This is a genomic window from Nocardia sp. CWNU-33, assembly GCF_046764895.1.
Lineage (GTDB): Bacteria > Actinomycetota > Actinomycetes > Mycobacteriales > Mycobacteriaceae > Nocardia.
Window position 1 is genome coordinate 115,825 of record NZ_JBKOQN010000023.1, and the last position, 16,027, is coordinate 131,851.

General features: G+C 67.3%; 2 protein-coding genes. Both read left to right on the plus strand.

Features of this window, described 5'->3' with window-relative positions:
- Window positions 1-7: 7 nt before the first annotated feature.
- On the plus strand, window positions 8-766 hold the full coding sequence (cobM, locus tag ACLMAL_RS27205) for a precorrin-4 C(11)-methyltransferase (RefSeq protein ID WP_412001673.1): 759 nt from the start codon (window positions 8-10) through the stop codon (window positions 764-766).
- 410 nt (window positions 767-1,176) lie between these two features.
- Window positions 1,177-16,027 (plus strand): non-ribosomal peptide synthase/polyketide synthase (locus ACLMAL_RS27210; protein ID WP_412001674.1); only part of this gene is annotated, 14,851 nt, incomplete at its 3' end.

Below are 16,027 nucleotides of genomic sequence, written 5' to 3' on the forward strand. Positions count from 1 at the left end.
CGGCCGCATGACCGTGCACTTCATCGGGGCCGGACCCGGCGCCGCCGACCTCCTGACGGTGCGCGCCGTGCGGCTGCTGCAGACTTCACCGGTCTGCCTGTACGCGGGCACCTATCTGGACCCGGAGGTGCTCGCGCACTGCGCGCCCGACACCGAACTGGTCGACACCCAGCATCTGGATATCGACCAGATCACCGACCACCTGGTCCGCGCGCACGAATCCGGCAAGGACGTCGCCCGGCTGTGCTCCGGTGACCCGTCGATCTACTCGGCGCTCACCGAGCAGACCCGCCGCCTCGACGCCAACCACATCCCGTGGGATGTCACCCCGGGCGTTCCCGCCTACGCTGCGGCGGCCGCCCTGCTCGGTGCCGAACTGACCGTCCCGGAACTCGTCCAATCGGTCGTGCTCACCCGAACCCAGGCCCGGTCGACGGCGATGCCCGAATCCGAGGCCTTGGCGAACTTCGCCCGCACCGGCGCGACAGTGGTTCTGCATTTGGCCATCACCAGGATCCGCACACTCGCGGCCGAACTGGTCGCCGACTACGGCGCCGACTGTCCGGCCGCGGTGGTGTACCGCGCGAGCCGGCCACAGCAGTTGATCCTGCGCGGCACCCTCACCGACATCGCCGACCAGGTCGAAGCGGCGAACCTCCGGCAGGCCGCGATCATCCTCGTCGGCCGAGCCCTCACTGGCTCCCTGTCCTGCGCGCAGTCGCATCTCTACGACCCGGCCCGGGACCGTTCATCCGCCGTCCCGTGATCTCTCGACGCCGTGTGCCGAGGTCGGTCCGACCGGCTGTGTACCGGCGCTACGCCTCTTCGCAAGGAGTGTGAGAACGGCGACAGTGGGCTAGCAAACTTGCGATGAGCCCACTGCCTGGGGTGATGTGGTATCGCTATGGACCTTGGTTGGTCGGGTGCGGTGAGCGACGGTAGATTGTCTCGGTGATCAGCAGCGGAGTTCCCGGCAAAGCCGGTCGGTGGGTATCGGGCACGGTCGGGCCTATGTAACAAGATCGGCCTGTTCGACAGATAGTGCCAATGGACTTTTTGCCTGATTGATATGAGAACTGAACCCGGTGACGCAGGCGCCACGCTTGGAAAAAGCGGGCGTCCTGTCCCGGTGTCGTCGGGGAGCGCTTGCGTGGTGTTCCAGAAGCGAGGTTACGGTTGGACCGGCTGGATTTCGGCGGAAACGGCGAAACTGAGGACGCAAATGGGGGCACTTCGCAGGCCGCTGTGGAGTACTTCCCGTTGTCGCCCGCACAGCTGGGCATCTGGTACGCGCAGCATGTAGACCCGCATGTCCCGATCAATATCGCGCAGTACCTCGAGCTTCGCGGTGATCTCGATCTCCGCGCGGTGTGGCAGGCCGCTGTCGACGCGGGGAACGAGTCGCAGTCGGGTTGGTTGCGGATCATCGAGCGCGACGGTCAGCCGATGCAGGGGGTCGACACCTCGCTGTCGACCGAGTTCGGGTATTTAGACCTGCGCGACGCCGACGACCCGCAGGCAGTGGCTGCGGAATGGATGCGGGCGGAGTACAGCCGTCCGCTGGACATCGTCAACGATCGCCTGTTCTGGAATGCCATATTGCAGCTGGAGGACCAGCGGTGGTTCGTGTTCTCCAGGATTCATCACATCGTGCTCGACGGCTTCGGCGCGATGACCTATATGAAGCGGATCGCCGAGTTGTACACGGCGGCGGTGACCGGGACGGTTGCGTCGCCCGCAAAGGTCGACAGCCTGCGAACGCTGTATGAGCAGGAGATCACCTACCGGGACAGCACTCGATTCCAGGCCGACAAAGAGCACTGGGCCCAGCGGGTAGCGGGTCTGGAGGACGGGACGAGCCTGGCCGGCCGTTCGGCGCCGCCTGCCCCGTTCAACAATGTGGCAAGCGCGGTGCTGTCGCAGGAGCAGGACACACTGCTGGCCGCGGCGGTGGCGCGGCACGACAACTCGCCCGCGGGTCTGCTGATCGCGGCGTTCGCGGGGTACTTGGCGCAATGGACCGGCGCCGAAGAAGTGATCTTGAGTCTGCCGGTGACCGCGCGAACCACCGCGGCGATGCGCCGCTCGGGTGGTGCGACGTCGAATATCGTGCCGCTGCGCATGCGCGTCGGCTTCGACACCACGGTGGCGGAGTTGCTGAAGCAGGTGCAGGTAGAGGTGTCGGGGGCACTGCGGCATCAGCGTTACCGGCATGAGGACATCCGCCGCGATGCGGCCGGTGACGGTGTGGTGACCACGGAGTTCTTCGGTCCGTGGGTCAATATCATGCTGTTCCACAACGAGGTCGTGTTCGGTGACATGGTGAGCCAGCTGAATGTGCTCTCCACCGGCAGTATCGAGGACCTCGGCGTCAATTTTTACCAGTCTGTCGCGGGCACCCGCTCGCACATCGACTTCGAGACCAACCCGAACCTCTACACCGAAACCGAAGCCACGCAGCATCATGCGCGGTTCCTCGAATTCTTCGACAGGTTCCTCGCCGCCGACGCCGATGCGAAGGTGTGGAGCCTGCAGGCCACCACCGATGCCGAGCGCACCCGCACGCTGCACGAGTGGAACGACGCCGAGCAGCCGCTGCCGGACACCACCCTGCCTGCCCTGCTCGACGCGCAGATCCCACTGACTCCCGACAAGGTCGCGCTCGATTTCGAGGGCTCGACGCTGACGTACGCGGAGTTCGCCGCGCGGGTCAACCGGCTCGCCCGGTTCCTGATCGCCGACGGCGTCGGCCCGGAATCGCTCGTCGCGCTCGGCATGCGCCGCTCGCTCGAGCTGGTCATCGGCATGCACGCGGTGTTGAAGGCCGGTGGCGCGTACGTCCCGATCGACCCGGACCATCCCGCCGATCGCACCGCCTACATCCTCGACAGCGCGGACCCGGTCTGCGTGCTCACGCTGTCCAGTGACAAGCTCGACCTGCCCGATTCGGTGCGCAGGGTCGAGATCGACACCCTCGATGTGGCCGCGTACTCCGATGCGCCGGTGACGGATTCGGATCGGCTCGCGCCGCTGCGCCCGGGCAACACCGCCTACGTCATCTACACCTCCGGCTCGACCGGCCGCCCGAAGGGCGTGGCGGTCACCCATCACGCGATCGTCAACCAGCAGTTGTGGATGCTGGACGAGTATCGGCTGACCGCCGACGATGTGTACCTGCAGAAGACCGCGACCACCTTCGACGTGTCGCTGTGGGGCTACTTCCTGCCGTTGCTCATCGGTGCGAAACTGCTCATCGCGGCCCCGGACGGGCATCGCGATCCGCTGTATGTCGCGGACATGATCGAGCGTCACGGCGTGACGGTGACCGACTTCGTCCCCTCGATGCTGACGGTCTTCGTCGCGCACGCTACCGCGGCCCAATGCGCCACGCTGCGCAATGTTTTCGTGATCGGTGAGGCGCTGCCGCCGGAGACCGCCGCGGGCTTCCGCGCGATCACCTCGGCCGGACTGCACAACCTGTACGGGCCGACCGAGGCCGCGGTGTCGGTCACCTACTGGGAGGCCACCGCCGCCGACACGGTGACGGTGCCGATCGGCATTCCGGAGTGGAATGTCGAAGTCTACGTACTGGATTCGCGATTGCGGCCCGCCGCGATCGGTGCACCCGGCGAGCTCTATCTCGGTGGACGTCAGCTGGCTCGCGGCTACCGCGGCCGCGCCGACCTGACCTCCGACCGCTTCGTTGCCAACCCGTTCGGTCTGCACGGCGACCGCATGTACCGCACCGGCGACCTGGTGCGCTGGAACTCCGTCGGCACGCTGGAATACATCGGCCGCACCGACTTCCAGGTGAAGTTCCGTGGCCAGCGCATCGAGCTCGGTGAGATCGAAACCGATCTGCTCGCCCACCCCGCGGTCAGCCAGGCCGCCGTGCTCGTTGTGGATACCGCGACCGGTCAGCAGTTGGTCGCGTATGTTGTGCCCGCGCCCGGTCATTCGATCGAGCCCACCGAATTGACCAGGTTCGCCGCTGAACAGCTGCCCAGCTACATGGTGCCTGCGGCGATCATGGTGCTGGCGGCATTCCCGCTCAACACCAGCGGCAAGCTGGACCGCAAGGCACTGCCGGAGCCGGTGTTCACCGCCGATGCCGCCGGATTCCGGGCCCCGCGCACCCAGGCCGAACAGGTCGTTGCCGGCATCTTCGCGGATGTGCTGAGCCAGGACCGGATCGGCATCGATGACAACTTCTTCGACCTCGGCGGCAACTCGCTGGTCGCCACCCAGGCGGTGTCGCGGATCGGTGCGGCGTTCGGCATCCAGCTGGGTGTGCGTGCGCTGTTCGAGACGCCGACCGTGGCAGGCATCGCCGCTCGCGCCGAAACCGCTACGCCCACCGAAGGTTCGCGGCCGGTGCTCGTCGCCCAGCAGCTGCCCGATCGGGTGCCGCTGTCGCTGGCGCAGCAGCGGATGTGGTTCATCAACCAGTTCGATCCGACGGTGCCGACCTACAACCTGCCCTTCGTGGTCCGGTTGCGCGGTCGCGTCGACGTCGATGCGCTGCACCCCGCGCTCACCGATGTGCTGGCCCGCCAGCAATCGCTGCGCACGATCTTCCCCGAATTCGGCGACAGTGCCTACCAGCAGGTGCTGCCGATCGAGGACATCGACCTCGGCCTCACCGTGCAGCCGATCGAGGAGTCCGAACTCCTCGGCGTGCTCACCGAATTCGCGTCCACCGGCTTCGATGTCTCCCGCGAGCTTCCCATCAGGGCGCGCGCCTATCAACTCACCGGCAGCTCGCGTAACGGCACCGCGGACTACGTCCTCGCGTTCGTCGTGCATCACATTGCGGCGGACGGCTTTTCGTTCGGGCCGCTGGCCCGCGATGTCGCCACCGCCTATCTGGCCCGCGCGGCCGGGGAGCCGCCTGCCTGGGCTCCGCTGCCGGTGCAGTACCGCGATTACTCCCTGTGGCAGCGCGAATTGCTCGGCGCCGAAACAGATCCCGACTCCATGGCGGCCCGCGAGATCACCTACTGGCAGGGTGCGCTCGCCGGGCTGCCCGATCAGCTCGAACTGCCCACCGACCGGCAGCGCCCGCCGGTGCAGAGTTTCCGTGGCGCCCAATTCGGTTTCGAGATCGACGCCGAACTGCACGCCCAGCTGACCGGACTGGCTCGCGCTCAGGGCGCGACCCCCTTCATGGTGCTGCACGCCTCGCTCGCGCTGCTGCTCGCCCGACTGTCCGGCACCACCGACATCGCCATCGGCACCCCCATCGCCGGACGTGGCGAGCAGGCCCTCGACGACCTGATCGGCATGTTCGTCAACACCCTCGTGCTGCGCTCGGAGGTTGAGCCCGCGCTTTCGTTCGCCGAATTGCTCGCGCGGACAAGGGAAACCGACCTCGCGGCCTTCGCCCACGCGGATGTGCCGTTCGAGCGACTCGTCGACGTACTGAACCCGACCCGTTCCCAGGCCCGGCACCCGCTGTTCCAGGTGATGCTGTCGTTCCAGGAGATGTCGCACGGCACCCTGGAACTGCCGGATCTGTCGGTCTCGGCCGAAGAGCTCGAGGTCCATATCGCGAAGTTCGACCTGCTGTGGACGATGACCGAGCAGCGGGGCGCGCAGGGCGAACCCGACGGTGTGTCGGTGGTTGTCTCCTACGCCACCGATCTGTTCGACGCCGACACGGTCTCGTCGTTCGCCGATCGGCTGCTGCGGATCCTGCGGCAGATCATTGTCGAGCCTGCGGCGGTCGTCGGCGATATCGAGTTGCTCGACGAGCACGAATCCCAGCTGTCGCTGGCCGACTGGCACGGCACCGTACACGAGATCGATACGGCGGCAACGATCGTCGACCTGGTCAATGCCCAGACGGCGGCGACCCCCGATGCGATCGCCGTGGTAGACCGTTCCGCCGAAGGCGCCCTGGACAATCCGGCGTCGCCCGTTGGTGAATCGCTGACCTACGCCGAATTCGGGGCCCGGGTGCACCGGCTGGCCCGCCGCCTGATCGAGGCCGGTGTCGGCCCCGACGTTCCGGTGGCGCTGGGGATCCGGCGTTCGATCGACCTGATGGCCGCGATCCATGCCGTACTCGAGGCCGGTGGCACCTATGTGCCGCTCGACCTCGATCAGCCGGCCGAACGCATCACCCACATCGTCGATACCGCCGCGCCCGCGGTAGTGCTGACCACCTCACGGGATTTGTACCGGCCCGAGGGGCTGCCGGTCCTGGTGATCGATCACATCGAGCTGTCCGAGTATGCCGATGGCCCGCTGACCGACGGCGAGCGCACCGCGCCGCTGCGGCCCGAGCACCTGGCCTACGCGATCTTCACCTCCGGCTCCACCGGTCGCCCGAAGGGCGTCGGGGTGTCGCACGCCGCGCTGATGCACCAGATGCGCTGGCTCATAACGGAATTCGGTATCAATGCCGACGACGTTGCGTTGTTCAAGACGCCGTCGACCTTCGACGCCTCGGTGTGGGAGCCGCTGGCGCCGTTGGCCACCGGCGCCCGGACGGTCATCGCGATGCCCGACGGTCATCGCGATGCCCAGTACCTTGCCGACGTCATCGCCGCGGACGGGGTGACGATCGCTTCGTTCGTGCCTTCGCTGCTGACGGTGTTCGCCACCAGCGTCGATGCCGATGCGTTGACCTCGCTGCGGACCCTGCTCGTCGGTGGTGAGGCGTTCACCAGCGATGCGGTGGATGCGTTCCGCCGGCTCGGCGTCCCCGATGTGGTGCTGGTCAACCTGTACGGCCCCACCGAGTTCACCGTCAACGCCACGCATGCGATCGCAGGCGATGAGGTGCACGGCGCGGTCCCGATCGGCCGCCCGGTCTGGAACACCCAGGCCTACGTGCTGGATTCGCGACTGCACCCGGTGCCCCCCGGCGTTGCGGGAGAGCTCTACCTTGCGGGCGTGCAGTTGGCCCGCGGGTACCTCGGCCGGGCGGATATGACGGCGGATCGCTTCGTCGTGAACCCATTCGGTCCCGATGGAACGCGCATGTACCGCACCGGTGACCTGGTGAAGCGCGACGCCGACGGTGTCATCGAATACATCGGCCGCACCGACTTCCAGGTGAAGCTGCGTGGTGTCCGCGTCGAGCTCGGTGAGGTCGAGTCCGCACTGCGGTCCTACCCCGAGGTCTCCCAGTCGGTGGCACTGGTGCGTTCGGACAACCGGCTCGGTGATCAGCTCGTCGGTTATGTCGTGCCCGTCGATGGCAGTGCAGAGGACCGCGCGGCATTCGATGTGTCCCTGCGCGCCCATCTCGCCGCTCGACTGCCGTCGTACATGGTGCCCGCCGTCATCGTGCCGATCGATGCCATTCCGCTCGGCCCGAACGGCAAGCTGGACCGGCGGGCACTGCCCGCGCCGGTATTCGAGGTCCGTGCCTTCCGCGCGCCGAGCACGCCGATCGAGGAGATCGTCGCGCAGGTGTTCGGCGAGGTGCTCGACCTGCCTCGCGTGGGTGTGGACGACGATTTCTTCGACCTCGGCGGCAACTCGCTGATCGCCACCCAGGTTGTCTCCCGCGTCGGCAACGCCCTCGATACCCGCGTGCCGGTTCGGATGCTGTTCGAGGCCCCCACGGTGGCCGCGCTCGCCGCCCGCGTGGAGTCGCAGGCCGGTGACGGTGCAGGCAAGGCGCTGGTGGTTCGGGAACGGCCGGAAGAGATTCCGCTCTCCCTCGCTCAGCAGCGCATGTGGTTCCTGAACCGGTTCGACACGCAGTCCGCGGTCAACAACATGCCGATGGCGATCCGGCTGTCCGGTGAGCTGGACGTGGCGGCGCTGCAGGTTGCCGTCATCGACGTGATCGACCGGCACGAGTCGCTGCGGACCGTATTCCCGGAGACCAACAGCGGCCCGGTACAGGTGGTTCTGGACGCGGCGCAGATCGTTCCTGACCTGACGCCCTACCGGGTCACCGAGGAGACGCTGGTCCAGCACCTGATCGACCTCGCGTCGATGGCCTTCGACGTCACCAGCGAAGTGCCGTTGCACGCCCGCTTGTTCGAGATCAGCGAGACCGAGTACGTGCTCGGCATGGTGGTGCACCACATCTCGGCCGACGGTTGGTCGATGGCTCCGCTGTCGCGCGATGTCATCGTCGCCTACGCCGCCCGCACCTCGTGGGAGGCGCCGACCTGGGCCGAATTGCCGGTCCAGTACGCGGATTACGCGTTGTGGCAGCGCGAGGTGCTCGGGTCGGAGACCGATCCGAACTCGCTGATCTCCACCCAGATCGGTTACTGGCAGCGCGAACTCGCCGACCTGCCCGACGAATTGGTGCTGCCGTGGGATCATCCGCGTCCGGCCGCCGCGTCCTATCGAGGCGGTACCTACGCGTTCGTGATCTCCGGTGAGACCCAGCGTGCACTGGTCGAACTGGGCCGCCGCTACAACTCGTCGTTGTTCATGGTCATGCACAGTGCGCTCGCCGTACTGCTCGCCCGGGCCAGCGGAACCTCCGATATCGCCATCGGCACCCCGGTGGCAGGCCGCGGTGAGGCCGCGCTCGACGACCTGATCGGTATGTTCGTCAACACGCTCGTGTTGCGGACGAACGTCGACGGCGCAACCAGTTTCGCTGACCAGCTTGCCAAGGCCAGGGAAACCGACCTGCACGCCTTTGCGCACTCGGATGTACCGTTCGAACGACTCGTCGAGGTGCTCAACCCGGCCCGTTCGCAGGCGCGCCACCCGCTGTTCCAGGTGATGCTGGCGTTCCAGAACATCAAGCAGGCGACCCTGCAGCTGCCGGGTCTTTCGGTCAACGGCATCGACTACGACGCGCAGCTGGCGAAGTTCGATCTGATGCTGACGCTGTCGGAAACCCAGGACGACCAGGGTGCCGCCGCCGGTATGTCGGCCGAGTTCTCTTATGCGCTCGACCTTTTCGACGAGGCGACCGTGGCAGGCTTCGCCAGGCAGCTCGATCGTATTCTCGCCGCCGCTATCGTCGATCCGGAAGTGCCGGTCGGCGATATCGACCTGCTCTCGCCGCAGGAGCGCGCGCAGGTGTTGGTGGATTGGAACGACACCGCACACGCGGTGCCCGCCGAAACGCTTGTCTCCCTGTTCGAGAACCAGGTTCGGCGCACCCCGGATGCCGTCGCACTGGTTTTCGAGGGCGAGCAGCTGACCTACGCCGAATTCGCGGGCAGAGCACGTCGTTTGGCGCGCAAGCTGATGGCCGATGGTGTCGGCACCGAATCGCTGGTGGCATTGGCGATCCGGCGTTCGGTCGATTTGGTCGTCGCGATTTACGCGGTGCTGGAGGCGGGCGCGGGATATGTTCCGCTCGATCCCGATCAGCCTGCCGACCGGATCGGTTATGTGCTCGACACCGCCCGTCCGGTAGCGGTCCTCACCACCGAGCGCGATGGTTTCGCCACCGAGCTGGCGCCGGTGCTGGCCATCGATACGCTCGAGCTGGATGGGTTCGACACCGTGCCGATCGCCGATTCCGAACGGGCGCAACCGGTTCGGCTGGCGAACACGGCGTATGTGATCTTCACGTCGGGTTCCACCGGCCGTCCCAAGGGCGTGGCGGTGAGCCACGGTTCGGTGGTGAACCGGCTGCTGTGGCTGCAATCGGCGCGGGTCCCGCTCGACCACACCGATGCGGTGCTGCAGAAGACCCCGCTGACGTTCGATGTCTCGGTGCCGGAGTTCTTCTGGCCGTTGCAGGTCGGCGCTCGACTGGTGGTGGCTCGCCCGGACGGCCATCAGGACCCGGCCTACATTGCCGATCTCATTCGGCGCGAGGGGATCACCTCCGCACACTTCGTGCCGTCGATGATGGCCGTTTTCGTCGCGGACCAGGGGGACGTGCCGACCCTGCGGCAGGTGTTCGCCTCTGGTGAGGCATTGCCGGTGGTGACTGCGCAGCGGATGCGCGAACTCACCGGCGCACGGTTGCACAACCTGTACGGCCCGACCGAGGCCGCGGTCGAGGTCACCTTCCACGAGGTGACCGACGCGGACACCGTGTCCGTACCGATGGGTGCCCCCGTGTGGAACACCCGCACGCTGGTGCTGGACGCCAGGCTGCATCCGGTCGCCGTAGGTGTCGCGGGTGAGCTCTATCTGGCGGGTGTTCAGCTGGCTCGCGGCTACCTGGGACGTCCGGAGCTGACGGCGGACCGATTTGTCGCCAACCCGTATGGCGCGCCCGGTGAGCGGATGTACCGCACCGGCGACTTGGTCAAGTGGACCGCGAATGCGGAGCTGGAGTACCTGGGCCGCACCGACTTCCAGGTGAAGCTGCGCGGCCTGCGCATCGAGCTCGGTGAGATCGAGGCCGCGTTGCTCGCCCTCCCCGGCGTCTCGCAGTCGGTGGTGCTGGTGCGTAGTGATGCGCACGCGGGTGATCAGCTGGTCGGTTACGTTGTCGCCGAACCGGACACCACAGTAGATATCGATGCGGCAAAGGCCGCGCTGGCCACGTCGTTGCCCGGGTACATGATCCCCGCGGCGCTGGTCGTGCTGGCCGAGTTCCCGGTCAATGCCAGTGGCAAGCTGGATCGAAAGGCATTGCCCGCGCCGGTCTTCGAGGCCAAGCGTTTCCGTGCGCCGTCCACGCCGATCGAGGAGATCGTCGCCGACGTCTTCGCCGATCTACTCGGTGTCGCCCGTGTGGGCGTCGACGACGACTTTTTCGAGCTCGGCGGCAACTCGCTGGTCGCCACCCAGGTCATCGCTCGGATCGGTGCGGCGCTGAACGCCGAGATCGGTGTCCGGGTGCTGTTCGAGGCGTCGACCGTCGCCGGGCTCGCGGCCCGGGTGGAATCGCACGCGGGGACCGGTGGCCGTGAACCGCTGACTGCGCGTACCCGTCCGGAACACCCGCCGTTGTCACTGGCACAGCAGCGGGTGTGGTTCCTCAACCGCTTCGATGCCGACTCGGCCGCCAACAACATTCCGGTGGGGGTCCGGCTGCAAGGCGCCCTGGATCTGCCCGCACTGCGTGGCGCGATCGCCGATGTGGTTGCGCGGCACGAATCGCTGCGTACCATCTACCCCTCGCACGACGGTGTCGCCTACCAGCGCGTGCTCCCGTCCACTCGGGCCGTCCCGGAACTCGACGTCGTCTCGATCGACGAGAGCGAGATGGTCGGCGCACTGCACGAATTCGTCGGTCGCGGGTTCGACGTGACCGCTCAGGCACCGGTGCGATTGCGGGCCTATCAGCTCGGCGAGCAGGACTACGTGCTCGTCGTGGTCGTGCATCACATCGCCTCCGACGGTTTCTCGATCCGCCCGCTCGTCCGCGACCTGATGACCGCCTACGTGGCGCGTACCTCTGCCGCTGAGCCCGGCTGGCCGCCGCTCGCGGTGCAGTACATCGACTTCGCGCTGTGGCAGCGTGAAACGCTGGGATCCGAAGACGATCCCACCTCGCTGATCTCCGAGCAGCTCGACTACTGGCGCGGTGCGCTGGCCGGTCTGCCCGACGAGCTGCGCCTGGCCGGTCGGCCGCGTCCTGCCGTCGCCTCCTACCAGGCGGGCACGCACCGCTTCCGGGTGCCGGGCGAACTGATCGACGAGCTGAACCGGGTCGCGCACGCGCACGGCACCACGCTGTTCATGGTGGTGCACAGCGCCTTTGCCGCATTGCTCGCGCGGCTGAGCGGATCCGACGACATCGCCATCGGCATCCCGGTGGCAGGTCGTGGCGACCAGGCGCTCGACGACCTGGTCGGCATGTTCGTGAACACCCTCGTGCTGCGCGCGCAGGTTGATTCGACGGCCTCGTTCGCCGATCTGCTCGCCCAGGTGCGTGAGCGGGACCTGCAGGCCTTCGCGCATACGGACGTGCCGTTCGAGCGGCTGGTCGAGGTGCTCAACCCGGCCCGCTCGCAGGCTCGCCACCCGTTGTTCCAGGTGATGTTGACCTTCCAGAATCTCGGTCGCACCTCGCTGGAACTGCCCGGCCTCACGGTGTCCGAGCTGGGTATCGACGCGCCGTCGGCCAAGTTCGACATGCAGCTCACGCTGAGCGAGGTGCCCGGCGGCAGCGCCGAGATGGACGCGGAACTGGTCTACGCCACCGACCTTTTCGATGCCGCGTTCGCGAATACCTTTGCCGAGCGCTTCGTTCGGGTGCTGCGCAGCGTCGCCGGCGAACCGTCGATCACGGTCGGCGATATCGAGGTGCTCGATCCGTCCGAGCGCTCGCTCGTGCTCGAGCAGTGGAACGCCACCGAATTCGCGGTCGACGCGGCGCTGACCTCGCCGGTGGGCGATGCGGCCGCGACGCTGGTCTCGCTGTTCGAAGCCCAGGTGGCGCGGACGCCCGACGAATACGCCGTCACGTTCGAGGGGACAAGTCTGTCCTACGCCGAGTTCGCCGAGCGGGTGCACCAGCTGGCGCGCTGGCTCAAGCTCAACGGTGTCGGCCCGGAATCGTATGTGGCACTCGGCATGCGGCGCTCCATCGATCTTGTCGTCGGCATGTACGCGATCAACGCCGCCGGTGGTGCGTACGTGCCGCTGGATCCGGATCATCCGGCCGAGCGCATCGATTACATCCTCGACACCGCGCGCCCGGTGTGCGTGCTCACCTCGGGCACGGATCTGGAAACCACTGTCTCGCAGCAGGTTCGGATCGATGAGCTCGATCTGTCCGGCTTCTCCGCCGAGCCGCTGACCGACGCGGATCGGCACCGGCCGCTGCGGCCGGCCAACACCGCGTACGTCATCTTCACTTCCGGTTCGACCGGACGCCCCAAGGGTGTTGCGGTCTCGCACGCGGCGATCGTCAACCGGCTGGTGTGGATGCATGCCGAATACGGTCTCGCCGCCGATGATGTGGTGGCGCAGAAGACGCCCGCCACCTTCGACGTGTCGGTGTGGGAATTCTTCTGGCCGTTGCAGGTCGGTGCGCGCCTTGTCATCGCGAAGCCGGACGGCCACCGCGATCCGGCCTACCTCGCCCAGCTGATCACCGACGAGCAGATCACCACGGTGCACTTCGTGCCGTCGATGCTCTCGGTATTTGTCGCCGAGGCGCGTGCAGCCGAATGCACAAGCCTGCGTAATGTTTTCGCCTCCGGTGAGGCGTTGCCCGCGGTGACCGCGCAGCGGTTGCGTGAGCTGACCGGCGCCAGGCTGCACAACCTCTACGGCCCGACCGAGGCCGCCGTCGACGTGACCTTCCACGAGGTCACCGACGCCGACACCACGTCGGTGCCAATCGGTGCCCCGGTGTTCAACACCCGGGTCTACGTGCTGGATTCGCGGCTGCAACCGGTTCCGGTCGGTGTTCCCGGCGAGCTGTACCTGGCGGGCGCGCAGCTGGCGCACGGGTATGTGGCACGCCCGGACCTGACCACCGAGCGTTTCCTCGCCGACCCGTTCGGCACGGCCGAACGCATGTATCGCACCGGTGACCTGGTGGCCTGGACCGCCGGCGGTGAGCTGGAGTACCTGGGCCGCACCGACTTCCAGGTGAAGCTGCGTGGTCTGCGCATCGAGCTCGGCGAGATCGAATCGGAGCTCACGGCGCTGCCGAACATCGCACAGGCCGTTGTGCTGGTGCGCACCGACGAGCGGACCGGCGATCAGCTGGTCGCCTACCTCATCGCCGCCGCACGCGAGACCGTGGACATCGACGCGGTGAAGATCGCGCTCGGCGGGCGGCTGCCCGCCTACATGGTCCCGTCGGCCTATCTGGTCCTCGACGCGTTCCCGCTCAATGCTTCCGGCAAGCTGGATCGTAAGGCGCTGCCCGCGCCGACGTTCGCGGCCAAGGTGTTCCGCGCGCCGAGCACGCCGGTGCAGGAGATCGTCGCGAGCACCTTCGCCGAGGTCCTCGGCCTCGACCGCGTCGGCCTCGACGACGACTTCTTCGACCTCGGCGGCAACTCGCTGGTCGCCACCCAGGTGGCGGCCCGACTGGGCGAGGCGCTGGACGCGCAGATCCCGGTGCGCGTGCTGTTCGAGGCATCCAATGTCGCCGCGCTGGCTTCGCGGGTGGAATCGGCTGCCGGACAAGGCGGCCGGGCGCCGCTGGTGGCGCAGCCGCGGCCCGAGCTGGTTCCGCTTTCGCTCGCGCAGCAGCGCATGTGGTTCCTCAACCGCTTCGACAATCGCACGGCCGTCAACAACATCCCGGTGGCCATCCGGCTGACCGGCGCGTTGGACACCGGCGCACTCAACGCCGCCATCGCCGACGTGCTGGCGCGCCACGAGGCGCTGCGCACCGTGTACCCCGAGGTGGAGGGCACCGGCTACCAGCGCATCCTGACCGTCGACGAGGTGCGTTTCGAACTCGCACCCGAGCCGGTGACGGCTGCAGCGCTGCCCGCGCGCATCGTCGAGCTCGCAAGTGTGCACTTCGATGTGACCAGCGCGATTCCGTTCCGGGCCGCGTTGCTGTCGCTGGATGCGCGCAACCACGTCGTCGTGTTCGTCATGCATCACATCAGCGCCGACGGATTCTCGCTGCGTCCGCTGCTGCGCGATGTAGTGGTGGCCTACAGCGAGCGGACCAGGGGCGAGGCCCCCGTCTGGGCCCCGCTCGAGGTGCAATACGCCGACTACGCGCTGTGGCAGCGCGAGGTGCTCGGCAGTGCGGACGATCCGGAGTCGGTCGCGGCCGCCCAGATTGCCTACTGGACCGAGCAATTGCGTGATCTGCCCGATCAGATCGAGCTGCCCGCCGACCGGCCGCGGCCGGAGATCGCCACCAATGCCGGTGGCATGCACAACTTCTCGGTCGACGCCGAGCTGCACACGGCATTGACGGAGGTGGGCCGTGCCCACGGCGCCACCCTGTTCATGGTGGTGCACGCCGCGCTCGCCGCCTGGGCGGCCCGGCTGTCCAACAGCACCGACATCGCCATCGGCACCCCGATCGCCGGACGTGGCGAACGCGCGCTCGACGACCTGGTCGGCATGTTCGTCAACACGCTGGTGCTGCGCAACGAGGTCGACCCGGGCGCGAAGTTCAGCGGCCTGCTCGAGCAGGTGCGTCGCACCGACCTCACGGCCTTCGCCAACGCGGACGTGCCCTTCGAGCGGCTCGTCGATGTCATCAGCCCGGCTCGCTCACAGGCGCATCACCCGCTGTTCCAGGTCGCGCTGACTTTCGAGGCGGCCTCGGCCGCCGAGATGGGCACCGTCACGCTGCCCGGGCTCGAACTCGACGTGGTCGAATTCGATGCGGGCACTGCGAAGTTCGACGTGCAGCTGACCGTGGGCGAGGCGGCCGACGGCGCGCTGAACCTGTCCTGGAACTACGCGACCGAGCTCTTCGATCCGGAGACGGTGGCCTCGTTCGCCGACCGCCTGGTGCGAATCCTGCAGAGCGTTGCCGAAGACCCGGCGATCATCCTCGGCGATATCGACCTGCTCGGTGAGGCCGAGCGGCTCGATGTGTCGCAGCGCTGGGTGTCCTCGGGCGTCGACGGTGGCGCAGGCCGGTTCGCCGAGCCGGACGCCACCCTGGCCGGGCTGTTCGATGCGGCCGCGCTGGCGCATCCGCAACGCACGGCGGCGAAGTTCGGCGCCGACGCCCTGACCTATGCCGAGTTGGATCGGCGTGCGAATGTGTTGGCGCGCAGGCTGATCGCTGATGGTGCGGGACCGGAGTCGCTGGTTGCGGTGATTCTGCCGCGGTCGCTGGATCTGGTTGTCGCGTTGTTGGCTGTGGTGAAGACGGGCGCGGGGTATGTGCCGGTGGACCCGACCTATCCGGCTGATCGCATCGCTTATGTGTTGTCGGATTCGCGTCCGACGAGTGTGATCGTCGATTCGACGGTCGAGGTCGCGGTGCCCGAAGGCCTGCCGACCGTGGTGGTGGACGGGTTCGCCGTCGAGACCGGCAATATCGAAGACGCCGACGATGCACCGATCACCGATGCGGACCGCAATGCGCCGTTGACTCCGGACAGCGTCGCGTACGTGATCTACACCTCCGGCTCGACGGGTCGCCCGAAGGGTGTTGCGGTTGCGCATCGGAATGTGGTGCGGCTGTTCGCCAACACCGATGCCGACTTCGGTTTCGGGCCGGATGATGTGTGGACTTTGT

Excerpts from the sequence above, each read along its gene's own strand:
- cobM (WP_412001673.1), top strand. The coding sequence starts at position 8 with ATGACCGTGCACTTCATCGGGGCCGGACCCGGCGCCGCCGACCTCCTG.